General features: G+C 64.2%; 24 protein-coding genes and 2 tRNA genes. 20 read left to right on the top strand and 6 right to left on the bottom strand.

Annotated features, from left to right (window positions below; genetic code table 11):
- Positions 1–14: 14 nt before the first annotated feature.
- Complete coding sequence (locus MTHMO_RS09715) at positions 15–1,238, bottom strand: SufS family cysteine desulfurase (protein ID WP_202214597.1); 1,224 nt, start codon at positions 1,236–1,238, stop codon at positions 15–17.
- Between the two features lie 395 nt (positions 1,239–1,633).
- Here MTHMO_RS09715 and MTHMO_RS09710 point away from each other — a divergent pair, with 395 nt between their 5' ends.
- A complete protein-coding gene (locus MTHMO_RS09710) occupies positions 1,634–1,921 on the top strand; it encodes a hypothetical protein (RefSeq protein ID WP_202214596.1) in 288 nt (95 codons plus the stop codon).
- 58 nt (positions 1,922–1,979) lie between these two features.
- Here MTHMO_RS09710 and MTHMO_RS09705 read toward each other — a convergent pair.
- Positions 1,980–2,054, bottom strand: a tRNA-Asn gene (locus MTHMO_RS09705).
- Between the two features lie 158 nt (positions 2,055–2,212).
- Here MTHMO_RS09705 and MTHMO_RS09700 point away from each other — a divergent pair.
- Genes MTHMO_RS09700 through MTHMO_RS09670 form a run of 7 tightly spaced genes read left to right on the top strand, consistent with a single transcriptional unit; the run spans position 2,213 to position 8,087 of the window.
- On the top strand, positions 2,213–3,097 hold the full coding sequence (locus MTHMO_RS09700; RefSeq protein ID WP_202214595.1) for a 5'-3' exonuclease H3TH domain-containing protein: 885 nt from the start codon (positions 2,213–2,215) through the stop codon (positions 3,095–3,097).
- Positions 3,098–3,155: 58 nt separating this feature from the next.
- A complete protein-coding gene (locus MTHMO_RS09695; protein WP_202214594.1) occupies positions 3,156–3,524 on the top strand; it encodes an iron-sulfur cluster assembly accessory protein in 369 nt (122 codons plus the stop codon).
- A 12-nt stretch (positions 3,525–3,536) separates the two neighbouring features.
- Entirely contained in the window at positions 3,537–4,802 is a 1,266-nt protein-coding gene (locus MTHMO_RS09690; protein WP_202214593.1) for an MFS transporter, read from the top strand.
- A 45-nt stretch (positions 4,803–4,847) separates the two neighbouring features.
- On the top strand, positions 4,848–5,333 hold the full coding sequence (gene ruvC / locus MTHMO_RS09685; protein ID WP_202214592.1) for a crossover junction endodeoxyribonuclease RuvC: 486 nt from the start codon (positions 4,848–4,850) through the stop codon (positions 5,331–5,333).
- The gene (gene ruvA, locus MTHMO_RS09680; protein ID WP_202214591.1) at positions 5,330–5,941 is read left to right on the top strand and encodes a Holliday junction branch migration protein RuvA; all 612 of its coding nucleotides are present in this window, start codon (positions 5,330–5,332) and stop codon (positions 5,939–5,941) included. Before ruvC ends, ruvA begins: the two co-directional genes overlap by 4 nt.
- The gene (gene ruvB, locus MTHMO_RS09675; RefSeq protein ID WP_202214590.1) at positions 5,938–6,966 is read left to right on the top strand and encodes a Holliday junction branch migration DNA helicase RuvB; all 1,029 of its coding nucleotides are present in this window, start codon (positions 5,938–5,940) and stop codon (positions 6,964–6,966) included. The genes ruvA and ruvB overlap by 4 nt, the downstream gene beginning before the upstream one ends.
- Positions 6,963–8,087 (top strand): serine hydrolase, encoded by a 1,125-nt coding sequence (locus MTHMO_RS09670; RefSeq protein WP_237394884.1) that lies wholly within the window; start codon positions 6,963–6,965, stop codon positions 8,085–8,087. The genes ruvB and MTHMO_RS09670 overlap by 4 nt, the downstream gene beginning before the upstream one ends.
- Here the strand turns inward: MTHMO_RS09670 and MTHMO_RS09665 are convergent.
- A complete protein-coding gene (locus MTHMO_RS09665) occupies positions 8,044–9,189 on the bottom strand; it encodes a hypothetical protein (protein WP_202214589.1) in 1,146 nt (381 codons plus the stop codon). The genes MTHMO_RS09670 and MTHMO_RS09665 overlap by 44 nt on opposite strands.
- A complete protein-coding gene (locus tag MTHMO_RS09660; protein ID WP_202214588.1) occupies positions 9,153–10,466 on the bottom strand; it encodes an APC family permease in 1,314 nt (437 codons plus the stop codon). The genes MTHMO_RS09665 and MTHMO_RS09660 overlap by 37 nt, the downstream gene beginning before the upstream one ends.
- 185 nt (positions 10,467–10,651) lie before the next feature.
- Between MTHMO_RS09660 and MTHMO_RS09655 the strand changes: the two genes are divergently transcribed.
- The 3 genes from MTHMO_RS09655 (at position 10,652) to MTHMO_RS09645 (ending at position 11,798) form a co-directional block, all read left to right on the top strand.
- A complete protein-coding gene (locus MTHMO_RS09655) occupies positions 10,652–11,068 on the top strand; it encodes a secondary thiamine-phosphate synthase enzyme YjbQ (RefSeq protein ID WP_202214910.1) in 417 nt (138 codons plus the stop codon).
- Positions 11,065–11,637: a rhodanese-like domain-containing protein gene (locus MTHMO_RS09650; protein WP_202214587.1), complete on the top strand. Its 573-nt coding sequence runs from the start codon at positions 11,065–11,067 to the stop codon at positions 11,635–11,637. The genes MTHMO_RS09655 and MTHMO_RS09650 overlap by 4 nt, the downstream gene beginning before the upstream one ends.
- An 88-nt stretch (positions 11,638–11,725) precedes the next feature.
- Positions 11,726–11,798 (top strand) — tRNA-Lys (locus MTHMO_RS09645).
- A 235-nt stretch (positions 11,799–12,033) separates the two neighbouring features.
- On the opposite strand, the gene MTHMO_RS09640 is transcribed toward MTHMO_RS09645, so the two are convergent.
- Entirely contained in the window at positions 12,034–12,966 is a 933-nt protein-coding gene (locus tag MTHMO_RS09640; RefSeq protein WP_202214586.1) for a bestrophin family protein, read from the bottom strand.
- A 280-nt stretch (positions 12,967–13,246) separates the two neighbouring features.
- Between MTHMO_RS09640 and MTHMO_RS09635 the strand changes: the two genes are divergently transcribed.
- From MTHMO_RS09635 to MTHMO_RS09620, 4 genes are read left to right on the top strand one after another with little or no spacing between them, the layout of a single operon-like run.
- Entirely contained in the window at positions 13,247–14,575 is a 1,329-nt protein-coding gene (locus MTHMO_RS09635; protein ID WP_237394883.1) for a mechanosensitive ion channel family protein, read from the top strand.
- Positions 14,568–15,335, top strand: coding sequence for a bifunctional 2-polyprenyl-6-hydroxyphenol methylase/3-demethylubiquinol 3-O-methyltransferase UbiG (locus MTHMO_RS09630; protein WP_202214585.1), 768 nt, complete (start codon positions 14,568–14,570; stop codon positions 15,333–15,335). Before MTHMO_RS09635 ends, MTHMO_RS09630 begins: the two co-directional genes overlap by 8 nt.
- The gene (locus MTHMO_RS09625; protein WP_202214584.1) at positions 15,332–16,105 is read left to right on the top strand and encodes a bifunctional 2-polyprenyl-6-hydroxyphenol methylase/3-demethylubiquinol 3-O-methyltransferase UbiG; all 774 of its coding nucleotides are present in this window, start codon (positions 15,332–15,334) and stop codon (positions 16,103–16,105) included. Before MTHMO_RS09630 ends, MTHMO_RS09625 begins: the two co-directional genes overlap by 4 nt.
- Positions 16,102–17,256, top strand: a complete 1,155-nt coding sequence (locus tag MTHMO_RS09620; protein WP_202214583.1) for a glycosyltransferase family 4 protein — start codon at positions 16,102–16,104, stop codon at positions 17,254–17,256. Before MTHMO_RS09625 ends, MTHMO_RS09620 begins: the two co-directional genes overlap by 4 nt.
- 12 nt (positions 17,257–17,268) lie before the next feature.
- Here the strand turns inward: MTHMO_RS09620 and MTHMO_RS09615 are convergent, their stop codons facing one another.
- The gene (locus MTHMO_RS09615; protein ID WP_202214582.1) at positions 17,269–18,042 is read right to left on the bottom strand and encodes an HAD family hydrolase; all 774 of its coding nucleotides are present in this window, start codon (positions 18,040–18,042) and stop codon (positions 17,269–17,271) included.
- A gap of 348 nt (positions 18,043–18,390) precedes the next feature.
- Between MTHMO_RS09615 and MTHMO_RS09610 the strand changes: the two genes are divergently transcribed.
- From MTHMO_RS09610 to MTHMO_RS09590, 5 genes are all read left to right on the top strand, one after another.
- Positions 18,391–19,026, top strand: coding sequence for a MotA/TolQ/ExbB proton channel family protein (locus tag MTHMO_RS09610; protein ID WP_370568323.1), 636 nt, complete (start codon positions 18,391–18,393; stop codon positions 19,024–19,026).
- Positions 19,027–19,059: 33 nt separating this feature from the next.
- On the top strand, positions 19,060–19,566 hold the full coding sequence (locus tag MTHMO_RS09605; protein WP_202214580.1) for a biopolymer transporter ExbD: 507 nt from the start codon (positions 19,060–19,062) through the stop codon (positions 19,564–19,566).
- Between the two features lie 19 nt (positions 19,567–19,585).
- Positions 19,586–20,206 carry an energy transducer TonB gene (locus tag MTHMO_RS09600; protein WP_202214579.1) on the top strand — a complete coding sequence of 207 codons (621 nt, stop codon included), beginning with the start codon at positions 19,586–19,588 and terminating at the stop codon, positions 20,204–20,206.
- A gap of 67 nt (positions 20,207–20,273) precedes the next feature.
- Positions 20,274–21,755, top strand: a complete 1,482-nt coding sequence (gene trpE, locus MTHMO_RS09595; RefSeq protein WP_202214578.1) for an anthranilate synthase component I — start codon at positions 20,274–20,276, stop codon at positions 21,753–21,755.
- A gap of 39 nt (positions 21,756–21,794) precedes the next feature.
- A complete protein-coding gene (locus MTHMO_RS09590; protein WP_202214577.1) occupies positions 21,795–22,406 on the top strand; it encodes an aminodeoxychorismate/anthranilate synthase component II in 612 nt (203 codons plus the stop codon).
- The last annotated feature ends 14 nt before the right edge of the window (positions 22,407–22,420 follow it).

The following is a 22,420-nucleotide window of genomic DNA, read 5'->3' as shown; positions in this document are numbered from 1 at the left end:
TCGGGCTCTCCGGCTTATCCCGCGAAGTAGCGGCGCGCTGTTTCCACACCCGCGACCAGCCGGTCGACCTCCTCCCGGACGTTGTAGAGGTAGAAGCTTGCGCGGGCCGTGGCGGCGAGCCCGAGTTTCCGGAGGAGCGGTTGGTTGCAGTGGTCCCCAGCCCGCAAGGCCAACCCTTCCTGGTCGAGAAAGGCGACAAGGTCGTGTGCGTGCACCCGATCGAGGACGAAGCTGACGATCCCCGCCCGACGGTCCGGCGGCCCCAAAATCCGGATGCCGGGGATCGCAGCGAGCCCCGAGGCCGCGTAGGCGGCCAGCGAAGCTGTATGCCTTTCGATCGCGTCGAGCCCGACGGCCTGCAGGTAGTCGATGGCGGCGCGCAGACCGATCGCCCCGCCGATGTTGGGAGTGCCGGCTTCGAAGCGGTGGGGAGGATCCTTCCAGCTGCTCTGATCGAGCCGGACCTCGGCGATCATCTCGCCGCCGGTTTGGTAAGGGGGAAGAAGCTCCAAGAGCTCCCGGCGTCCGTAGAGCACGCCGATCCCGGTGGGGGCGCACATCTTGTGGCCGGAAAAGGCGAGAAAGTCGCAACCGATCTCCCGGACGCTCAAATGCCGGTGGCCTACGCTCTGCGCGGCGTCGACCAGGGTGAAAAGCCCGAGCGAACGCGCACGGCTGCAGATCTCGGCGGCGGCGTTGACCTTGCCCAAGGAGTTGGAAACGTGGGTGAAGGCGAGCATCCGAATCCGGTGTTTTTTGGCCATCTCATCGACCCGGTTCCAATCGATCGTTCCCTGGTCGTCCTCGACGGAAAGAAAGTAGAGGCGGATGCCCGAGGGGACCAGCCTCTGCCAGGGAACCAGGTTGGCATGGTGCTCCATCTCCGTGAGGAGCACCCCGTCTCCGGGCTGGAGAAGGGAGCGGCCGGCCGTCGCCGCAATCAGGTTGATCGCCTCGGTCGTTCCCCGGGTGAAGATGATCTCTTCGGGAGAAGCCGCTCCGATAAAATCCGCGACGCGGCGCCGCGACGACTCGAATGCTTCGGTCGCCCGGACGCTCAGCGCATAGAGACCGCGGTGGACATTGGCGCAATCCCGCTCATAAAAGCTGCGCACGGCTTCGAGGACCGCTTTGGGTTTTTGGGTTGTCGCCGCGTTATCAAGATACGCCAGCGGACGGCCATGCGCCGTCTGGGAAAGGGCGGGGAAATCGGTGCGGAGCTCTTCGGCCGGGCGCATGCCGTGGCAAGATACGGCCTAGGGCTTTTCCGCACAAGGGAAACGAAAGAGCCGCTGCCCGGATGCTTCCGCCCCCGAGGGCGGCGGCATGGGAGGCGATGGCAAGCGCCTCTTCCCGTGCGAGGAGTTTCCGCCGGCCCTTTCCCCCTGGATTGACCGACCCCCTCTGATATAGTCCAGCCGGTGAATCTCTATCTGGTGGTGCATGGAACGGCTGTGCCGGTGGAAAAAGATCCGGAGCAGCCTCTTTCCGAGGCGGGCATCGCCGAATCTTCCCGGCTCGCCCGGATGTTGCGCGCCCTGGGGGGCTCGCGTGTATCTCCTCGCCCACGCCCAAGGCTTGTAGCCGGCAGAGCGCCCAGATCCTCCTGCCCGCCGTCCTGCCTGGTGGACGCTTGACTCTCTGGGAGAGCCTCGATCCGGAGAGCGCGCCGGGCCGCACTATCAAGGCGATCAGAAGGGAGAAGACCGATCTCCTGCTGGTCGGGCACGAGCCCAATCTGGCCCAGATGGCCACGCGCCTTCCCACGCGCCTTCTCTTGGAGAAAAAGGTGCCGCCCCTGCTCTCGCTCTCGGCCGGCAGCCTCCTCTGGCTCCAGCGCCGGCGGACCGAAGAGGGAAAGATCTGGCTTCTTTTCGGGCTGTTCCGCGGCGAAGCCTTGCGGGTTTGGGGCCGGAAATGAGCCGCCTGCCGTCGGATGTGCGAGCTTCCGGGGCGACCAGCCGGGCGGCGTCACCAAATGGCTCCGGAGGTAGGATTCGAACCTACGACCAAGCGGTTAACAGCCGCTCGCTCTACCGCTGAGCTACTCCGGAGTGAGAGTGGCCGGTTCGTCGCCGGATGGCCATCTTTTCAACTCCTCCGCCGATCATCAACCCTAAAACAAAACGCCGTAACAAAAGGCCGTTGGGTAGGAAAAGGAAAGCTCTCGAGTTCCTCTCGCTTCTCGAGCCGAGTGGAGATAGAAAAAGGGATGCGCCTGCTTCTTGTCGACGGAAGCTACTACGCCTATCGATCCTTTTATGCGATGCCGCCCTTGCAGACAAGCTCGGGGCGGCCGACGAACGCCCTTTACGGCCTTACCATAGTGCTTCGGCGGATGCTTGCCGACCTGCGGCCGACGCACGCCGGTTGGGCGGTGGATGACGGTCTCTGTGCCGACCGGTTGGCCCTCTGCCCGGAATACAAGGCGAATCGGCCGGCGGTGCCCGAGGCGCTATCGGTCCAGCTCGACCAGGTCGAGGAGCTGATGGCCGCCCTGGGAATCCCCGTGCTGCGGGTCGCCGGGGAGGAAGCGGACGACGTGATGGCCAGCTACACCGCCGCCGCGCGGCGGGAGGGAGAAGTGGTTCTGGCCACCAACGACAAGGATCTCCTCGCGTTGGTTTCGCCTCGCGTCTCGATCTACCAGAGCAGCGGGAAGAAGTTCCATCTCCTGGGGGAACAGGAAATCACCGAAAAATGGGGAGTTCCTCCGGCGCAGATTCCCGATCTGCTCGCCTTGATCGGCGACTCGGTGGACAACATCGCCGGGATCCCGGGTGTGGGCAGGGTCACGGCGGCCCGCTGGCTCCGCCTCTACGGCTCCTTGGAGTCGCTTCTCCGGGAAGCTCCGCGGGCGAGCAGCGCGAGGTTGCGCCGGCTTTCTGGTCCCGAACGGGAGCGGATTCTCCGCAACCGCAAAATGGTCGAGCTCCGAACGGACCTGCCGCTTCCGCTCCCTCTGGAAGCATTGGCGATTCGACCCGATCCGGCCAAGCAGGCCGAGCTCTTCCGCCGGTGGGAATTTCGAAAGTTGGCGAAGGAAGCAGAAGAGGTGGCGGCCAAAGCGCGGAGCCAGTCTGAGTTCTTTTTCTGATCCAGGGCGCTTGACCGCTCCGCAGGAGCGGGGGAACATTTCCGCGGGCGGAAAAACCATGCAAGGAGCGGCATCGATACGTTACACGATCGGCAGCGAGAAGCTCTGCCGGATTACAAGCGAGGCGGCGCGGCATCTCTGGCGGCTTCTGCAGGAAGCCGGCAAGCCGGGCGGGGCGCTGCGCATCGCCGTGGTGGGCGGCGGCTGCTCCGGGCTCCAATACCAGATGGAGCTGGTCGATAGGCTCCGGGAGAAGGATATCCTGATCGAAGCGGGTGAGGTCCGGCTGGTGATCGATCCGAAGAGCGCGCTCTTTATTGCCGGCTCGGTCTTGGACTATTCGGATGACCTGCAGAACCGCGGCTTCGTCGTGAGGAATCCGAGGGCGTCGTCCCACTGCTCTTGCGGGAAGAGCTTTGCCGTGTAACGGGCCGGCTCCATGAGCGCTGGAGGTGGCCGGTGTCCTCCCCGTTCGGATAGTGCCGTTTTCCGGCTGATCCTGCTTTTCGGCGCCGTCAGCCTCTTCGCCGACATGACCTATGAGGGGGCGCGGTCGATTCTCGGCCCCTTTCTGGGCGGCTTGGGAGCCGACGGAGCCGCGGTGGGCTTGGTCGCCGGGATGGGCGAGCTCGCCGGCTACGGACTCCGGTTCTTTTCCGGGGTGTTGGCCGACCGAACGCGTTCCTTTTGGCGGCTGACCTTTTTGGGCTATGGGGTCAATCTGCTGGCCGTGCCTGTCTTGGGCTTCGTATCCTCCTGGCCGATAGCAGCATTCCTGGTCGTCGCCGAGCGTGTCGGAAAGGCGATCCGAACGCCCGCGCGGGACGTCCTGCTCGCCGTCGCCACTCGGGATTTCGGGCGTGGTCGGGGTTTCGGCATCCACGAGGCAATGGACCAGGTGGGCGCCGTCCTCGGTCCGGTGCTGGTGTCCCTGGTTTTGGCGTACCGGGGAGGCTATCGGCTCAGCTTCCTTCTGCTCGCCCTGCCCGCGTTCCTTTCATTCGTGGCCCTAGGATCGGCCCGAAGCACCTACCATAGGTGGGTGCGGTCGCGGGAGGTGACCGGCGGCTCGCCGGATGAGGCCGGCTGCGGCTCGCAGCCCCTGCCGCCCGCATTTTGGAGCTATCTGGCCGCGGTGGGCTGCGTTGCGGCGGGCTATGCCGACTTCGCGCTGGTCGCCTTTCATGCGGCCAAAACTGGAGGGATCGCCCCGCAGGGAGTGCCCTTGCTTTACGCTTTGGGGATGGGAATCGATGCGGCCGCAGCGCTTCTGGCCGGCAGGCTCTTCGACCGCAAGGGGTTCGAGACGCTGGGATGGCTGGTGTTCCTTGGATCTCTGGCGGCTCCGTTGCTTTTTTTGGGCCGCGGCATGACGCTCCTCTTGGCCGGTGCTCTTTTTTGGGGAATCGGGATGGGTGTCCAGGAATCGGTGATCCGGGCGGCCGTAGCGGAGCTGGTGCCGCACGGCCGTCAGGGCACCGGATACGGGATGTTCAACCTGGTTTACGGTTTTGCTTGGTTTGGCGGGAGCTTCCTGATGGGCCTTCTTTACGATCGCTCGCCGATCCTGCTGGTCGCCTTCTCTTGCGGAGCGCAGCTTCTTTCTTTGCCTCTCTTGGCGAAGACCCAGCGGCGGTTCGCCGGGGGCCGGATTCCTCTCGGCGACGCTGGTAGAAAAGAGGATCTTCCGGGAAGGAGTCCTTGATTCTCGGGCGCGCCTGCCTTTGAATACTGGGATCACGTGCGGATAATGGGGATCGATCCTTCCCTGCGACGGACGGGCTACGGCGTCCTCGAGCTGCTTCCCGACGGGGAGCGGCTGCTCGATTTCGGGGTGATTGTCGTCAGCTCCCGGAAGTCCGAGCTCGACTGCCTCCGGGAAATCCATCGGGCTATCAGCCGCGTTCTGGTGGAACAGAAGGCGGAGGAGATCGCGATCGAGAGGGTAATTTACGTCCAGAATCATCGAACCGCGATCCAGTTGGGAGCGGCTCGCGGTGTGGCCCTTCTTGCGGCGGGAAACGCCGAGCTGCCCGTCTTTGAATATCCCCCGCGCCGGGCCAAGACGGCGGCGACCGGCTACGGAGGAAGCCGCAAGGCGCAAGTGGCCTTCATGATCCGCAGCCTTCTTGGGTTGCGGCAGAACCTTCCTCCGGATGCCGCCGACGCCGTGGCCGTCGCCCTTGCGCATGCCGCGGCACGGAGGCGATCCCTGGTTACGGGGAGCCCCTTGTGATCGGGTATTTGCGAGGCCGGCTGATTCATTCCTCTCCCGCCAAGGTCTGCCTTGAGGTCCAGGGAGTCGGTTTCGATCTCTTCATCTCTTTGCTCTCGTATCAAAAGCTCCCGCCTCCGCCGGCCGAGGTGCAGCTTTTCACGCGGCTTCAGGTCCAGGAAAAAGGGGTGGAGCTCTACGGCTTCGTGGGCGAGGAGGAGCGGGCTCTCTTCAGCCTGCTTGTCGATCACGTTCCGGGCATCGGGCCGCGGACCGCTCTTTCGGTACTCGGCGCCACCACTCCGGAGGAGCTGCGCGGGGCGGTCGCCCGCGGCGACCAGGCGTGGCTTTCCCGGATCAAGGGTGTAGGAAAGAAGACGGCAGAGAGATTGATCGTGGAGCTGCGCGATCGCTTCCCCACGGTCGACGGGCCGCTCGGCGCGTCCGGGGGACCTCCAAGCGAGGATCCGGTCCGCAGAGATGCCCGTCTGGCCCTCATCGCCTTGGGCTACCGGGAGGCGGAAGCCGAGAAAGCGGTGGGCCTGGCGCGGCGGAAGCTACCGGCTGCGGGTGTCGAGGAACTCATTCGCGAGGCGCTGCGCGGATCGGAAGGGAAGGCGGGCCGGTGAAAAGGATTCAGGGCACGGATATTCGCGGTCGTCCGGACGAGCGCCTGGAGCAGGCGTTGCGTCCTTCGTCGCTCGATGCCTTCGTGGGCCAGCCGCGCCTTAAGGAGCGGCTGACGGTTCTGGTGGAAGCGGCCCGGCAGAGAGGGGAACCGCTGCCCCATCTCCTCTTCAGCGGTCCGCCGGGACTGGGAAAGACCACCCTCGCGCATATTCTCGCCAAGGAAATGGGCGCGAATCTCCGGTTGACCTCGGGTCCGTCCTTGGAGAAGGCGGCCGATCTTGCCGGGCTGCTGAGCGGGCTCGAGCCGGGAGACATCCTCTTTGTGGACGAGATCCACCGCCTGAGCCGAGCGGTGGAGGAGTATCTCTATCCGGCGATGGAGGATTTTCGGATCGACATCGTCATCGACCAGGGGCCGGCTGCCCGCAGCGTCTGCCTGAGCCTGCCGCGGTTCAGCCTTTTCGGGGCGACGACGCGAGCGGGCATGTTGACCGCCCCGCTGCGCGGACGCTTCGGCCTGGTCAATCGCGTCGAGTATTACACAGCCGAAGATCTCGTGCGGGTGGTCCGACGCTCCGCGCGGATCCTGGGGGTGGAAACGGCGGAGTCGGGAGCTTGGGAAATCGCCCGGCGATCCCGCGGCACCCCTCGATTGGCCAACAACTTGATCCGTTGGGTCCGGGACTATGCGGCGGTACGGGCGGAAGGCGAAGCGATCTCCGCAGCCGTGGTGCACGATGCCCTGGAGATGCTCGACATCGATGCGGACGGCCTCGACGAGATGGACAAGAAGCTCTTGGAAACTATCGTCTACAAGTTCGCGGGGGGGCCGGTGGGGCTGAACACCCTCGCGGTGGCCGTGGGCGAAGACCCGGGAACGATCGAGGAGGTCCACGAGCCGTACCTGATTCTCGAAGGGTTTCTTCAGCGCACCCCGCAGGGGCGGGTGGCGACCCAGAGAGCCTATCGGAAGCTCGGGGTTTCCCGCGGGGAGGAGAAAGGAGAACAATCGGAGCTCTTTTGAAAGCTCGGGCGGCAGGCGCCGGCCTGCGCCGGCTGTGCTCGCTGATGGTGCTCCTGGCGTCCGCGGCGCTGCTCGCCGGCGCTGCGGCCCAGGGGCGTGCAGGAGCGGATGAGCTCGCCTTCGCCGCGGCGTCCGCGTATTCCGCCCGGCACGGCGGCTACGCCCTGCTCGTCATCGAACGGGGTAAGGTCCGCTGGGAAGAAGACCGGGGAGGGACCCTGTGGGCCGGCGGACGGAGAATCTTCAGCGGCACCAAAGGGTTTTGGATTTTAGCGGCCCTGCGCGCTGTCCAAGAGGGTATTTTCTCCCTCGACACTCCGGTTTCGGAAATCGTGACGGAGTGGCGGAGCGATCCCGCCAAGAGGGAGATCACCGTCCGGGAGCTCTTGAACTTCACGAGCGGCCTGGAGCCTGCCTTTTTCCTGCATACCGCCCAGCTGCCGGATCGCAACACACGCGCACTTGCGCTGCCGCTTCTGGCCCGCCCGGGGCAGGCCTTCCTCTATGGCCCAGCCTCGCTCCAGGTCTTTCATGAGTTCTTTCGCCGGTGTCTGCTGCCGCGCCGGGAGACGCCGACCCATTTCCTGGAAACCCGCGTGCTGCATCCGATGGGGCTGGGCAGGCAGCGCTATCTGGAGGACGGCTCCGGGAACCCGCTCCTGGCCACCGGCTTTCTCCTGCGCCCTCGGCAATGGGCCGCCATCGGCGAAGTCCTCGTCCATCAGGGAGCCCCCATCGTCCGGCCGGAGCTAATGGAGGAAGCGTTGCGCGGCTCCGCCGTGAATCCCGCTTTCGGCATGGGCTTTTGGAACAATCGCGCCGCCGCTTGGCCCGCCGCCCGGGAGGTCAATGTGGAAGCGATGCTCTCCCGGCCGTGGCGCAGCCAGGACTGGCGGAACGCCTGCCTTTGGCGGGGCGGCCCGCCGGATCTTGTGGCGGCGATCGGTTCCCACGGCCAGCGGCTCTACGCGATCCCCTCGCGCGGCCTGATCGTCGTGCGCCAAGGGTTCAGCGATTTCTTTTCCGACGGCGATTTCCTCCGGCTCCTGCTTCCCGGCGCCTGCGGCCCTCGACCGGTCACCGCGGCGGGCTCCGACCCTCCTTATTCCGCGTGGCGGTAGACGGCGGGCGCGGAGATCGGGTTGCGACGATGAGGGAGGCTTCCTCTCGCTTCCACCGGTAGCCGAAGCCAAAGGGAAGAGGCGGGGGATGGGCATTGGCCGTGAGCGTGGCCAGCTCGGGCTGATAAAACTCGCGGAAGATCCGGATGGGACCTTGGTAGAGTCCGAAGAATCGGAGAGTCCATCCGCCGGCGAAGAAGCGGACCGGGATCCCCGAGTCGTCCTGGAGAACCAGCGTGCTCCGAGCGAGGATGAGTCGGCGCAGTTCGGAGAAGCCGCTGCCGTGGAGCAGGTAGGAGGCGGCTTTGATCAAGGTCGGTCCGGCGGGAATGGTTTGCAGGAAACGCGGGAGCCCCGAGGAGGAGATCGCTCCGTCCTCCAGGTTGACCGAAAAGTAGCAGAGCCGCTGCTCTCTCCCTTCGGGCCCTTGGAACAGAAGGCAGGTGCTGCCACCGGAGGGACCGCGCTCGACCGAAAGAAGCCGGCAGCCGTCCCGGACCAGGAGCAGCGAATAGAGGGGGAGCATTCCGCCCAGGGTGGAGGATGCCGTCAACCGGCGTGTTTCCTTCGTTACCGAAAAGCTCCATTGGAGAAGCCACTGAAGAGACTGGCGGATGCGAGGAAGCTCCCAGGCAAGGTCGGCCGATTGCAAGCCGGCGAATGAGGGAGGAACTCCGGTTTCCTCCCGAGAAGCCAGCACGTAGAGCGAAGCGTAGGGGAAGAAGCAGCGGGGATAGATCGCATCGGGACCGCTGAAGGGGTAAAAGACCGGACTGGTCGACGAAAAGGAGGCTTCTAGGAATTCGGCCGACCACTGCCGGATCGGATCGAGTTGGAAGTGGCGGAAATATTCCCAGAGTTTTTCCATCTCCTTGGCGTGCTCTTGCCAGGCGGGATGGGAGGCGAGGCTTTCCAGGGGGGAGCCGGGAAGCGGAGGTAGGCCGGCCAGGAAGCGGGCGGCCTCGTCAAGCTCGGCGGACCGCTCTTGGGGTTCGGCCGACAACGACGCGAGCGCCGGAAGCAGGGTGAGGGCCGAGGCGAGAGGAAGCAGCAAGAAGCGGACGTTCATGACGAGGTCGTGGGGCGGCTCGGAGGAGGGCACGGCTGCCGGACCAGGGCGTAGATAGGCAGCCCGAGCAGCAGGGTGGCAAGGCCGGCGAGGGATTCCCGGGGCATCACCCGGAGCAGATCCCAGAGCATCCAGAGGCAGACGGCAAGGAAGACCAACGGCGTCCATGGATAACCCCAGGCCCGGTAGGGCCGGGGCAAGGCGGGTTCTCTCCACCGGAGGATGAAAACACCGAGAACGGTGGCAAACCACGAGAGGGTGAGCGTGAATTGGATGTAGGTCAAAATTTGCGCAAATGTCCCTGTTGCCAGGAGGAGCACGACAACCCCGTATTGAAAAAGAAGGGCGCGCGAGGGAGCCCCCTCCCGATTGCGCCGGGAGAGCCAGCGCAGCGCGGGATAGTCCTCTCCAACGGCCATCGTGACGCGCGGCCCCATCCAAGTCATGGCCGCGATCGAGGAGAGGAGGCCGAGGGCGATGGTCCCGGCGACGATCCGCCCGCCGGCCTCCCCAAAGATCTGACGCCCCGCGATCATACCCACTTCGAGGATTCCCCGCATCTGGGCGATTGGAGCCGCATGAAGGAAGGAAGCGTTGAGGGCGACGTAAAGGCCGGTCACGATCGCCGAACCGATCGCCAGCGAAAGCGGGACGGTCCGCTGCGGGTTTCGGACCTCCTCGGCGATGTAGACCGAGGCGTTCCAGCCGGAATACGAGTACATGACGTAGACGAGGCTCGCCGCAAAAGGAGCTTCCACCAATTCGTGCAGGGCGGACGGAGTGGGGGCGAAAGAGACCGGCTGGCCGCTCGCGAACAAGAAGCCCGAGGCAGACAGCAGGAGGATTAGGAGAACCTTGAGCCCGGTAGCGGCTTCCTGGAAGCGGGCGCGAACCTCCACGCGGGTGAGTTGCAGCACGGTCAGCAAGGTAGCCACCGTCCAAGCGAGCCAGCCGGGAGAGGCACCGGGGAAAACGGCGGAGGCGTAGGCGCCGAATGCCATGGAGGCCAAGGCGATCGGCGCGGCAAAGCCCACCGTCGACGAGAGGAAGGCGGCGAGAAAGCCGACCGAGGGGTGATAGATGCGACGCAGGAGCCTATATTCTCCTCCGCTCCGCGGAATGGCCGCGGAGAGTTCACCGTAGGCCAAAGCCCCGCACAGGGTGGCGATACCGCCCAAAAGCCAGAGAAGGGTGATGGAGAAGCCGGTGTGGAGATGCTCCAATTGATACCCGAGGCTGGTGAAGACGCCGGTTCCGACCATATTGCCGATGACCAGAAAGACGGCGGTGCGGAGGGGAATGCGGTCCATGCCAGGGGACTCCGAGCAGCACTCTTCAGGAAAGTAGCATAAACGCCTGATAGTCAATGTAAAGCCGATAAAAGGCCTTTGGAGACGCTTGCCATGGCCCGAAACGCTGGTAAAAAGGAAAGCTCTTGTCGGCGCCGTTTATCGCCCCGGACTATCGGGTGCGGAATTGGCGGATTCGGGACCGGATGAAAAACTTTCGCGAGGAACTGTGGTTCGAGCTTCCGACGCGGCGAGCATTCATCAACATCACGAGGCAAGTCGAGGAGTGTCTCCGCAAGAGTGGCATCCAGGAGGGCCTTCTCCTCTGCAATGCGATGCATATCACCGCCAGCGTCTTCATCAACGATGACGAGCGTGGGCTTCACGAGGATTTCGAGCGGTGGCTGGAGCGGCTCGCTCCCGAGAACCCCCACTCCCAATACCGCCACAATGTCGGCGAGGACAACGCGGATGCCCATCTCAAGAGGACAATCATGGGGCGCGAGGTCGTCGTTGCTGTGACGAGGGGGAAGCTCGACCTGGGGCCGTGGGAACAGATCTTCTATGGCGAATTCGATGGGAAGCGGCGCAAGCGCGTGCTCGTGAAGATCGTGGGAGAGTGAGCGCGAAACCTCCGGCGGCTCGCTTTTGCTGGTTTTGGCTCGCTTTAGGTGTGCTTTTGTGCGGATGCAGCCTGGTGGGCCCGCCGCCGGAGCTTTCTTGGGAGCGGGTCTTGTCGGCGATCCACGACCGGTTCCCCGACGTTCCGACGATCTCGACCGAGCAACTGGCCAAAGTGCTGGAGAGATCTCGCGATGGGCGCCCGCTGCTCTTGGACGTGAGGACCGTCGATGAATATGAGGTAAGCCACCTCAAGGGTGCGATTCGTGTCTCTCCCAACGAGCGGATCGGAACCGTCACCCGTGGCTTGGCGAAGGACCAGCCGATCGTGGTTTACGACTCCGTCGGCTTTCGGGCCGCTTCCTTTGCTCGGCGCCTCCAGCAAGAGGGCTTCCGGGAAGCCAAGTATTTGGACGGCGGGATCTTCAAATGGGCCAACGAAGGGCGCCCTCTCTACCGCGGGGACAAGGTGGTCGCCGTCGTGCATCCTTCCGACTCCTATTGGGGTCAGCTTCTTAAGAAGGAGCGCCGTTCGGTCTCCCTCTTCGATTTGAGCGGTCCGGTCTTTTGATGAGCAGGGCTTGCGGATAGAAAAGAGAGTTGTTTTTGTGCTTCTTCTCGCCTAACTGTTCTTTGCGGGAGTTTCACCGTACCCATTGGCCCCGGTAGCTCAGCTGGTAGAGCAGGTGACTCTTAATCACTTGGTCCTAGGTTCGAGTCCTAGTCGGGGCACTTCCTTTTTTGGGCTCCGGTCCTCGGATCGCGGCAAGCGGCGCCCCTGCCGGCACGGAGCGGAGAAGAGCCCGTGCAGAGGCATCTCTCCGGGTGGGAACGGCTGGGTGAGCGTAGACGAGCGGGTCGGAGGATCATCCATCGTGGGCTGGATTCTCCGGCTCCCGCTGCAGTGGGCCTCCGTTTTCCGGACGCCCGGCTGCGGCGGTCGGAAGGAGGGCGCTGCAAGACCGAGCTAGGAAAAACGGTTCTCGGAAGAGGCCGCCATCGTCTTTTGACGGGTCGGCGCACTTCCCCATTCCTGCGGGAACTCTCCTTCAAGCTTGCGGGCTAGAGAGACGACGGGAATCGAGGCGGCGCTATGATCGAAAGGGTTTTCCAGGTTGCGGCCGATCTGGTTCAGCATGAACAGCACCAAGCCGACCAAAGGAGCTGTGATCATGGAAAGCGGACCGGTTTCATCGGCGATTGCGATCGGAAGGAGCAGGCAGTACGCGTAGGTGAGCGCGTGAAGGTAGCCGTCGTATTCCCGAGGGAAGGGAGTGCTGCGGATCCGTTCGCAGCCCCCCATGGCATCGGTCATGGTGGTCAGGGTGTTGTCGAACGCCCGCATCTGCTGTTCGGAAATCGCTTGCCGGCGGCGGAGATTGGCCACCTCGCGGCCCAGGAGCATCAGAAGCCTGCTGCTCACTTTCGACCCTTCCTGCGCGAGCTCGACGGTTTCCGTCGTAGGGAGAAAGCGGAGGGTTTCCGGCAGTGCGTCTTTCCCGCGCAACTCGGCGCTCACCGCGTGGACGAAAGCTAGCTGGCCTTGAATGAGCCTTCGGCGGCTTTTCTCCTCTTCCGGGCACGGCGGAGGGCCTACGAAGCTCACAACCTGGCGAAGCCAGGTTCGGGAGGCGTTGAGGAGATTGCCCCAGAGAGTGCGCGCTTCCCACCACCGGGCGTAGGCGAGATTGGTCCGGAAAGCTAAGACGACCCCGATCAAAGCGCCCATCAGAGCCAGGGGTTGATCCGGAATGGAGATGGCGCGCAAGAGATGAGCGGGTAGGTCGATGAGAGTGGCGAGAAGGGAGATCACCAGGATAAGCAAGACCGGCCGGGCGACGGGCGAAAAGGAGCGCCAAACCGTCGAGACGGAGCGGTGTCTCTTCGAAGATCTCTTCATCCGAAAGCAGCGCGCGGCCGCCCGTTCGGCGGAGGCGAGGCGGGGCGACCGGTGCATCGAGGCTGATCCTACCGCCGGCGGGGATCGAAAAAACTCTTTTCGATATAGGCAACCCGGCGGACGCTCGGCGGAGTCCGAGAAAGTTTTTGACAGGGACCGGAGCCTGTCGCAGCCTCTTGACGGGAGGTTCGGAAGCTCGTCCGAGCCGGCGACCTTCCCTCAGCGGCTGGAAGGTTTCCCCCGCGTCCCGATGATGCTGTCCTCGCTACCCGCCTGGCAAGTGCGATGCCTCGAAGAGGGGGCGATCGCAATCGGAATCCTCGCGCTGGCAGGACTGACCGCTTCCCTTCGCAAGCGCTGGCATCCCCGCCCGATCCCCTGGCGTGTCCCCGGCGAGGCGGAGGGGTGGACGGATGCGGCGTTCGCCGCCGGCTATCCCCCCTTTGTGTCCGCTCTGTTCGGAACCGCTGCGCTCCTTGGCGTCCTGGCTCTCTCCGAGTATCTACGTCGGGAGGCCGGCCATGGCCCGCTCCGTCTCTCGGTCGCCGTCGGACTGGGGGGCATCTGGTCCTTGGCTTTCTGGTGGTTTCTGGCCCGCTTTGCGGCGGTTTCTCTCGGCTGGATTCAGCGGCGAACCGACATCGGTCGAGGGAACCTGGGGGCGGTCGTCTTCCCGAGGCTCGTCCGTTTCGTCTCTTTCTTTGTTCCAGCGATCGGCCTGATCGCCGTCGAAGGCTTCCCGCTGCCCTATCTCTTTCGGCTAGTCCTTCACAAGATCCTGGCGATTTATGCCATCAGTCTGGTGGGCTTGGCCGCGGGGCAGACGGTGGCCGCTGCTGCGGATCTGATCTTGCGCAGCCACCCGTTCTCTCAGACGGATGCCGTGGCTGGCTTGCGGGCCCGCAAGCTCCATACCCAGGTGCTGGTGGCGAGCCGCGCCCTCTTCTTCCTGATCGGCCTGCTGACCGTCGCGGCGATCCTCATGCTCTTCTCCGAGGTCCGGCATCTGGGAGCCAGCCTTCTCGCCTCCGCCGGCATCGTCGGGGTGATCGGAGGTCTGGCTGCGCAGCGGACCATCGGCAACGTCTTTGCGGGACTACAGATCGCATGGACGCAACCGGTCCGGCTGGGCGACGTCGTGGTGGTGGAGGGACAGTGGGGAAAGATCGAGGAGATCACGTTGACCTACGTCGTGGTCGCGGTCTGGGATCAGATCCGGCTTGTGCTACCCATTTCGTACCTGCTCGAACATCCTTTCCAGAACTGGACGCGGAATTCGAGCGAGCTTCTGGGCACCGTCCACGTATTTGTCGACTACTCGATGCCGGTCGAGGAGATGAGGAAGTATCTGCTGGAAATCTGCCGGAAGAACCCTCTTTGGGATGGGCGGGTTGCGGTCACGCAAGTCACTCACGCCACCGAGCGGACGATGAACGTCCGCCTGCTGGTGAGCGCCCAGGACTCCTCGAAGCTCTGGGATTTGCGTTGCGCGGTGCGGGAACAGATGATCGCCTTCGTCCGGGAGCGTTTTCCGGAATGTCTCCCCAAAATTCGGGCGGAATGGGACGGTGTCCCGGATCCGGCTAAGAGCAAGCTTCTCGATGGATAAACCGGCTCATCCGTTTCCGGGAAGGTCGCCCGCGCCCCGAGCCAGGCCGGAAATCCACCGGAAGGTAGGCGAGCTGGTGCGCCGGTTGAACCTGCCGAGCGGCGCTCGGGCGCTCGACGCCCCGCTAGGGCCGGGAGCGATGGCAGAGTGGTTGCGCCAAGAAGGGTTCACCGTTTGGGGTGCCGACATCGATCTGGCGCAATCCGACGGCATCCATCCGGCGATCAGGCGAGAGCGCGCCGATCTCAACGGGGTTCTGCCGTTTCCGGACCGATTCTTCGACTTGGTCGTTTCCCTCGAGGGGATCGAGCATCTGGAAAATCCGTTTCAGTTTCTCCGGGAGCTGAGCCGCATCTGCCGCCCGGGTGGATACCTTCTGCTGTCCACCCCGAACATTTGCAATCTGGAGGAGCGGCTGAACTTCCTGGTTCGCGGCGCCTTTTATCGCTATATCCCGGCTCCGGAGTATGCGGAGCACGGGAGCGGATTCGATCATCAGAACCTCATGACCTGGATAGAGATCCGCCAGCTGCTCGATTGGAACGGCTTTGCCGTCCAGGGTCTGTTTCGCGACAAGCTCAAGTGGAGGCAGCTGGTTTTCCTCGGCCCGCTCGGCGTGATCCTCTGGGGTTTCGGCAGGCTCCAAACCCGGGAGCGGCGGGAGAAATATCGTTGGCAGGAAACGGAGTCGGGGCCGGTGCTCTTCGGGGGGAGCACCTTGATCGTGCTGGCAAGACGGGAAGGAGAGCGGGCGCAGTGAGCACCGAGGCCATCTACCGAGCGGTGCTCCCTCTGCTGCGCTCCCACCTCCCGGCGGACGGGCGCCATCTGGATGTGGGGAGCGGCTCGGGAGAGCTCATCCGGCGGCTGCGGGCCGGATGGCAGGGGACGAGCTTCGGCTGCGACTACACCTCTGAATGGATGCGGCTTCCCGGCCAAAAGGTCGAAGTGGTCGATCTCGACAAGGCGCCGCTGCCCTACCCGGACTCTTTCTTCGATGCGGTGAGCTGCACCGAGGTGATCGAGCACCTCGAGGACTATCGCAGGCTGCTCCGGGAGATCTTTCGGGTGCTTCGGCCGGGAGGTCTCCTCGTCCTTTCGACTCCGAACATCCTCAACCTCAAATCCCGTCTCCGGTTTCTCTGGTTCGGCTTCTGGAATCTTTTCGGACCGCTCTCCTTCTCCCGCAAGATCCGCGTCGACACCGACGGCCATATCACCCCCGTCCACTATTTTTATCTCGTCCACGCGCTGCAGGAAGCGGGGTTCGTCGACATCGGAGTTTCCGTCGATCGTTGGCAGCGCTCCTCGCTTCTCTCCTTGGTTATCCTTTACGGGCCGCTCCGGCTCTTCGGCGGAGCCGCCTTTCGGCGCGAGAAGGGGCGCTTCGGCACCGTTTCCCCGGAGAACGAGGCGTACGTGAAGGCCGTCAACTCCGTTCCGCTGCTCCTGGGTCGAACCTGCATCATCCGGGCGAAGAAGCCGTTGTCGCCCGGCCGGGAAGGAGCAGGGGAGGTGGCTCCGGAATGAAGCGGCCGCGCGTCGCCGTCGTCAGCCTCGGTTATGGGGAGGCCGGAGGCGCCGAGCTCCTCGCGAGCGAGGTTGCCGATCGGCTCGCCGAATCGGAGGAATTCGAGATTCATGTCCTGGCGCACCGCTGGAAGGAGAGGACGGGGAAGATCGTCTACCACCGCATTGACCTCCGAAAATGGCCCCGGACGCTGCAGAAGCAGGCGCTCTCCCTTGCGGTCCGCCGGATCGCGGCTCGGGAGCGCTTCGATCTGATCCATAGCCACGAGTTGATCGATCTTGCCGACGTTGTCACCTTCGGGGCTCCGGTCGCGCTCTGGCCGCGCCTGCGGGCCGGGGGCCGGGCCGGATTCCGAACACTCCTCGAGCGCAAGATCGAAAGACGCCTGCTTTTTTCGGGTCGGCTCCGCTGGGTTCTGGCCAACTCGAACCAATCGGTCCGCTGGCTCATGGCCGAGTATCCCGAGCTGGCGCGCCGGCCGGTCAGAGTGAAGACTCTCTACCCCGGAGTCGATCCTCGCCGCTTCGCTCCTCCGGACCCGGCAGAAAGGGAGGCTGCGCGCGCGGAGCTTGCCGCCCGGTTCGGCTGGCCGGCATACGATCCGGTCGGGCTCTTCGTGGGGAACGGCTGGGAGCACAAGGGCCTTGGCAGCGCCCTGGAAGCGATGGGAATCCTGCGGAGAAACGGACATCCGGTGAGGCTTCTCGTGATGGGCAGCGAACGGAACAAAGGAAAATGGCCGTCCGCGATGCGGGCGGCCGGGCTGCGCGGAGCGGATGTCGCCTTTCTGGGAAACGTCGAGGAAGGAAGGGAGCGGTTTTTCCGAGCCGCCGACTTTCTTCTTCTTCTTTCGCGCTTCGAAAGTTTCGGCATGGTCGTTCTGGAAGCCGTGGCTTCGGGGCTGCCCGTCATTGTGAGCGGCCGGGTCCCCGCCAGGGAGATTGTTCCCGAAGGAGCGGGCACCGTCATCGAGGATCCGATGGACGGGGCGGCGGCGAGCCGGGCGATCGAAGAGTGGCTGGGGAAACCCGGAGCGCGGGATCTTCTGGCCGCCGGAGCGGTGCAGACCGCCCGCGCCCATTCCTGGGATGCGGTCGCCGCGGCGACGGCGGCCGTCTACCGGGATTGCCTGGAACAGAAGATCGGATAGCCGGGCGCCGGCTCAAGCTTCGAATTGCGAGAGCGCTTGGGCGACCCCGGCCGAGGCGGGCAGGCTGGCGAGGAATCCGCCCTGGCTGCGGACGCGCTCCTTGACTTCTGGGATGGCGTTTGCCGGACAGGTCAAGAAAGCCGCGTAACGGCGATCGAGCATCGGCAAGTCGTTGTGATGATCCCCGGCGGCGAGCGTCGCGGCCGCCTCCACCCCGATCTGCGCTTGGACCGCTTGCAGGGCGCTTCCCTTGTGTATTTCCCGGTGAGAAAAGCGGAATCCTTCGAAGTTGCGCTGCACGGACAGTTCGGGGAAAGGGGCCATCCAATCGAGAATCTTCTCGTGAATCCGGTCCGCTTCCGCGGCATCGGAGGCCAAGATTTCCAAGGGAGACCATTCCGCATGGTCATACACCGCGCGCGTCTCGTTCCGGAGAAAGTGGCGCATCCCTTCCCAGAAGGCGGCCGTGGCGGCAAAGAGCTCGCGGTGGAGGGCGGAGCAGCGCTCGTTCCAGGCGCGGTGGGGGATAGGGAGCCGGCGCTCGATGCGGTAGACCTCCCGCTCGCCGAGCACGACCCAGTCGGGCCAGTAGGGAAAACGCAGCCGCTCGAGTTCTCGACACAGGCTCTCCCAGGGACGTCCGGTATTGATGACCCAGATGACTCCTTTCTCCTGCTTGAGACGTTCGAGCCGCGAGAAAAACTCGGCGCAGACGGATCGATCGGCTTCCTCCCCGGCGGGGAGCAGGGTTCCGTCGAAATCGGTGCAGACAAGGCGCAGGCTCATCAAGGCGCGGAGGCGGGGTGGCGGAACCAGCGGTTTTTACCGCAAAGCCGCCCGCGGAGGCAAACCTTCCCGGAAGGGCGACCCGCTTGGGCCAAAGCGCGGGGAAAAATCAGGGAACCGATCCGAAAGCTGTCGATAATGCACAGAGCAGCAATCGATTGTGAAATCAAAAAATGTCACACAATTGTAACATTCGTAATCGACCGCCGTTGGATAGACTAAGGCGAGCAGTTTTTCTTTTCGCTAGATGATCCGCACGACAGCAACCGCCGGCCGTTGCCGGTAGCGGCTAGCTTGGCGAGCCGGAGCAGGACGGAAAGACAAACCGATGGGAGCTAAACGATGCTGATGGAGCTTTTCTTTAAGGGCGGACCGATCATGTGGCCGATCTTGGTCCTGTCGGGGATCACGGCGGCCGTTCTGGTGGAAAGGGCCGCCTTTCTCCTGCGAATGAGCCTGGACAGAGATCCGAAGGCGGTGCGGGCCGTGTTCGAGCTGGTGGAACGGGGTGCTCTTGACGAGGCCTTGGCCACGGCGGCGCGGTCCAAGGACTTGGTCGTGCAGGTTTTAGGAGAGGGCCTCCGGCACCGGAACAACTCGCTGAGCGAGGCTCTGGCGGAAAGCGCAAGTCAGCAGATCCATCGCTTCCACCGCGGGCTGGTGGTGCTCGATACGGCCGTCACTCTGGGGCCGCTGCTCGGCCTTCTGGGCACGGTCACCGGAATGATGCGGGCGTTTAGTCTGGTGGGCGGAGGCGAGCTTGCGGGAAAGCAGGCGGCGATTACTGGCGGGGTTGCCGAATCGCTCATCGCGGTCTGCTTCGGCTTGGGTGTCGCCATCGTCGCAATCGTTCCGCTCAACTTTCTCAACGCCCGGGCGGAGCGGGTCCGCCGTGAGATCGAGGCCTCCGCGACACGCCTGGAAATGATGCTCGCCCGGAACCGGTCCGACGCCGAAGCCATGATGGTCGATCGGGTCGCCTGAGCCGATTCGCGGCCTTTAGGAAAAGGTTCCTCCATGCGCGTCGTTCTTCCGGATCGTCATCGGCCGAGGCTGGAGATCATCCCGTTCATCGACGTGATGTTCTTTCTCTTGGCCACCTTTATGATCGTCTCGCTCTCGATGACAAAAAACGAAGCCATATCGATCCGCCTGCCCCAGGGGACGACCACGGTGGTGCAGAACCCCAACGATCAGCTGATCGTCACGGTCCGCGCCGACGGGGACTACAGCTTCGGCAAGGAAAAGGTGCCCGCCGCGGAGATGGCCAAGCGGCTGGCGGCGCTGAAGGCTGCGAATCCCGACCCGAAGGTTTTCGTCACGGGGGAACCGGAGGCGCCTTTTGAACGGGTCATCCAAGTCATCGACGAAGGGCGAAAGCTGGGAATCAGCCGGATCGCCATTCAGACGACCAAGCCGAAGCCGGTGGCGGCCGGAGCCGGAGCTGCGTCGCAACCGAAAGCGCCGGCGCCGGCGGGCACGGTCGCGCCGCAGCCCCAGCCGGGGCAGGCCCTACATAACTAGCCGGATAACCTAGCTGACCATGGAAAGAAACGACGTTTTAGGATACCTCTTCTCGCTTCTCTTTCACGCCACGATCCTGTTTGTCGTCGGCCTGTTCTTCATCCAGCGGATCGAGTACGGGATGCAGTCGGGAGCGGCGGCGACGGAGGTGGATCTGGCCGAACCGCCGGCGCCCGAGCCGGCTCCGCCGCCGGAGCCTCTCCCTCCGCCTCCTCCGCCGCCGGCTCCGGAGGAAATGGCCCTTCCGGCACCGGAAGCCAAGCCGACTCCGCCTCCTCCCGTTACCAAACCGCGGACGGCGCCGAAGAAAGCGTCGGCTTCCGTCGGAGCTCCTGCTCCTTCCTCGGCGGGCAAGCCTACGCAGATGGCGGTCCCCGATTACCTGAGGAATCCGAAGCCGGCGTACCCGGCAGCCGAACGTGCGGCGGGCCACCAGGGTCGGGTGATCCTGCGGGTGCACGTTTCCGCGGACGGCAGGCCCGAGTCGGTGAGCATTCTCCAAAGCTCGGGGTACAGCGGTCTCGATCAGGCTGCCCTCGAGGCCGTCCGCCATTGGCGATTCCGCCCGGCGCGGGTGGGACCGATCCCGATTCCGATCAATGCCGACGTGCCCGTGAACTTCGTTCTCAACAAAAAGTAGGAGGACGACAGCCCGGTCGCCGATCGGGAGCCTTGTGCTCGCGGCTGCGTGCGGCTAGCGTGGAGCCGTGGTGACCCCGGGGCGGAAGGCTTTCCTGGAGCTGGCGAAGAGCGGCAACCTCATTCCCGTCTACCGGGAGATCGTCGCGGACCTCGACACCCCCGTTTCGGCCTTCGCCAAGCTGGGCGCGGATCGGCCGTTCGCCTTTCTTTTGGAATCGGCCGAGGGAGGTCGCTTCGGCCGTTACTCGTTTCTCGGGGTCGATCCGCTCCTGGTGCTGACCATCCGGGCGGGACGGATGCGGATCGACTATCGGGATGGGCGGACCGAAGAGTACGCGTGCCGCGAAGATCCGCTGGGCGAGCTGCAGCGCCTGATGAGCCGGTTCCAACCGGTCGTTCTAGAGGAGCTTCCCCTGTTTAGCGGAGGGGCGGTGGGATTCCTCGGGTACGAGAGCGCAACCTACTTCGAACCGACGGTGCCTCGTGCGCCTATGGCCGATCTCGGAACGCCCGATCTCCTTTTCCTCCTGGCGGACACGCTGATGGCCTTCGATCACCACCAACGGCGGATTCAGCTTATCGCGCAGGCGTGGGTGCGCGACGATCCCGAGGCGGCGCTCGCTGCGGCGGTAGAACGGATCGACCGGATGCAAGAGGCCCTCAGCCGCGGGATTCAGCGACCCTCGCTCCTGCGGCCGGAGCCGGCTTTGGACCTGCCGTATACGGTCAACATGGAGCCCGAGGAGTACGTCCGCATGACCGAGAGGATGGCGGAGTATATCCGAGCCGGCGACATCTTTCAGGTCGTCCCTTCGCAAAGGCTCGAGGTCGAATTTGCCGGAGACCCCTTGGATCTCTATCGGGCACTGCGCTTGGTCAATCCTTCTCCCTACATGTTTTGCCTGCGCCTCGGAGAATTTTCTCTTGTCGGCTCATCGCCCGAAATCCACGTCCGCTGCCGGGACGGCAAGGTGCTCATGCGTCCGATTGCGGGAACCCGGCCTCGGCCCGAGGATCCCCGGGAGGAGGAAGCCGTCATCCGCGAGCTCCTGGCCGACCCCAAGGAGCGGGCGGAGCACGTGATGCTCCTCGATTTGGCTCGCAACGACTTGGGGCGCGTCTGCTCTTACGACTCGGTGCGGGTGGCCGATTTCTTCACGATAGAGAAGTACAGCCACGTTCTCCATATCGTCTCGAGCGTGGAAGGGAGGCTGCGGCCGGACATGAACTCCTTCGATGTGCTTCGTGCCACCTTTCCGGCGGGTACCGTCACCGGAGCTCCGAAGGTTCGGGCGATGCAGATCATTGCAGAGCTCGAGCCGACCGAGCGGGGGCCGTACGCCGGAGTCGTCGGCTACTTCGGATTTTCGGGGGCGCTCGATTCCTGCATTGCAATCCGGACCGTCCTTCTCCGCAAGGGGAAAGCTTATCTTCAAGCCGGAGGAGGCCTGGTAGCCGATTCGACCCCATGGGGGGAATATCGCGAATCCCTCAATAAGGCGAAGGCGGGCTTGAAGGCCCTTGCGCTGGCAAGCACTCTTCGTTAACCTGCGGCTCTCGCAAGCGTTCCTCCGGGGCTTACGCCCATGCTGCTGGTCGTCGACAACTACGATTCGTTCACCTACAACCTCGTCCAATACTTCGGCGAGCTGGGAGAGGACCCCGTCGTCTTCCGCCACGACGCGATCGATGTCGCCGGCGTCGCCCGCCTGGCCCCCGACTGGATCGTTCTTTCGCCGGGGCCGAAGACCCCTAGGGAGGCCGGCATCTGCTGCGAGGTGATTCGATCGTTGGGCGCGAGTGTGCCGATCCTCGGGGTATGCCTTGGACACCAGTGTATCGGCGAAGCCTTTGGAGGCCGCGTGGTCCGCGCCGCGCGCTTGATGCACGGGAAGACTTCGCCGATCTACCACCGGAACCAGGGAATCTTCGCGGGGTTGCCTTCCCCCTTCGAAGCGACCCGGTACCATTCGCTCTTGGTCGAGCGGGAGAGTCTCCCCGGCTGCCTGATGATCACCGCGGAGAGCGATCAGGGAGAGATCATGGGCTTGCAGCATTGCAGCCTCCCGATCTACGGCGTGCAGTTTCATCCGGAATCGATCCTCACTCGGGAAGGCAAGCGAATACTGGAGAACTTTCTCTCTTTGCGCCCCGACGCCCGGCGCAAGCGCCGGCCCGCCGGTAAGCCGCAGTGTTGAGCGAACCGGATCCG

Source organism: Methylacidimicrobium sp. AP8 (genome assembly GCF_903064525.1).
In the GTDB taxonomy this organism is placed as follows: Bacteria; Verrucomicrobiota; Verrucomicrobiia; order Methylacidiphilales; family Methylacidiphilaceae; genus Methylacidimicrobium.
This window is presented reverse-complemented; position numbering and strand designations above follow the sequence as displayed.

Excerpts from the sequence above, each read along its gene's own strand:
- MTHMO_RS09690 (WP_202214593.1), top strand. The coding sequence starts at position 3,537 with ATGAGCGCTGGAGGTGGCCGGTGTCCTCCCCGTTCGGATAGTGCCGTT.
- MTHMO_RS09590 (WP_202214577.1), top strand. The coding sequence starts at position 21,795 with ATGCTGCTGGTCGTCGACAACTACGATTCGTTCACCTACAACCTCGTC.
- MTHMO_RS09640 (WP_202214586.1), bottom strand. The coding sequence starts at position 12,966 with ATGAAGAGATCTTCGAAGAGACACCGCTCCGTCTCGACGGTTTGGCGC.
- MTHMO_RS09655 (WP_202214910.1), top strand. The coding sequence starts at position 10,652 with ATGAAAAACTTTCGCGAGGAACTGTGGTTCGAGCTTCCGACGCGGCGA.
- MTHMO_RS09620 (WP_202214583.1), top strand. The coding sequence starts at position 16,102 with ATGAAGCGGCCGCGCGTCGCCGTCGTCAGCCTCGGTTATGGGGAGGCC.
- MTHMO_RS09660 (WP_202214588.1), bottom strand. The coding sequence starts at position 10,466 with ATGGACCGCATTCCCCTCCGCACCGCCGTCTTTCTGGTCATCGGCAAT.
- MTHMO_RS09715 (WP_202214597.1), bottom strand. The coding sequence starts at position 1,238 with ATGCGCCCGGCCGAAGAGCTCCGCACCGATTTCCCCGCCCTTTCCCAG.
- ruvC (WP_202214592.1), top strand. The coding sequence starts at position 4,848 with ATGGGGATCGATCCTTCCCTGCGACGGACGGGCTACGGCGTCCTCGAG.
- MTHMO_RS09615 (WP_202214582.1), bottom strand. The coding sequence starts at position 18,042 with ATGAGCCTGCGCCTTGTCTGCACCGATTTCGACGGAACCCTGCTCCCC.
- MTHMO_RS09605 (WP_202214580.1), top strand. The coding sequence starts at position 19,060 with ATGCGCGTCGTTCTTCCGGATCGTCATCGGCCGAGGCTGGAGATCATC.
- MTHMO_RS09695 (WP_202214594.1), top strand. The coding sequence starts at position 3,156 with ATGCAAGGAGCGGCATCGATACGTTACACGATCGGCAGCGAGAAGCTC.
- MTHMO_RS09700 (WP_202214595.1), top strand. The coding sequence starts at position 2,213 with ATGCGCCTGCTTCTTGTCGACGGAAGCTACTACGCCTATCGATCCTTT.
- MTHMO_RS09610 (WP_370568323.1), top strand. The coding sequence starts at position 18,391 with ATGGAGCTTTTCTTTAAGGGCGGACCGATCATGTGGCCGATCTTGGTC.
- MTHMO_RS09630 (WP_202214585.1), top strand. The coding sequence starts at position 14,568 with ATGGATAAACCGGCTCATCCGTTTCCGGGAAGGTCGCCCGCGCCCCGA.
- MTHMO_RS09600 (WP_202214579.1), top strand. The coding sequence starts at position 19,586 with ATGGAAAGAAACGACGTTTTAGGATACCTCTTCTCGCTTCTCTTTCAC.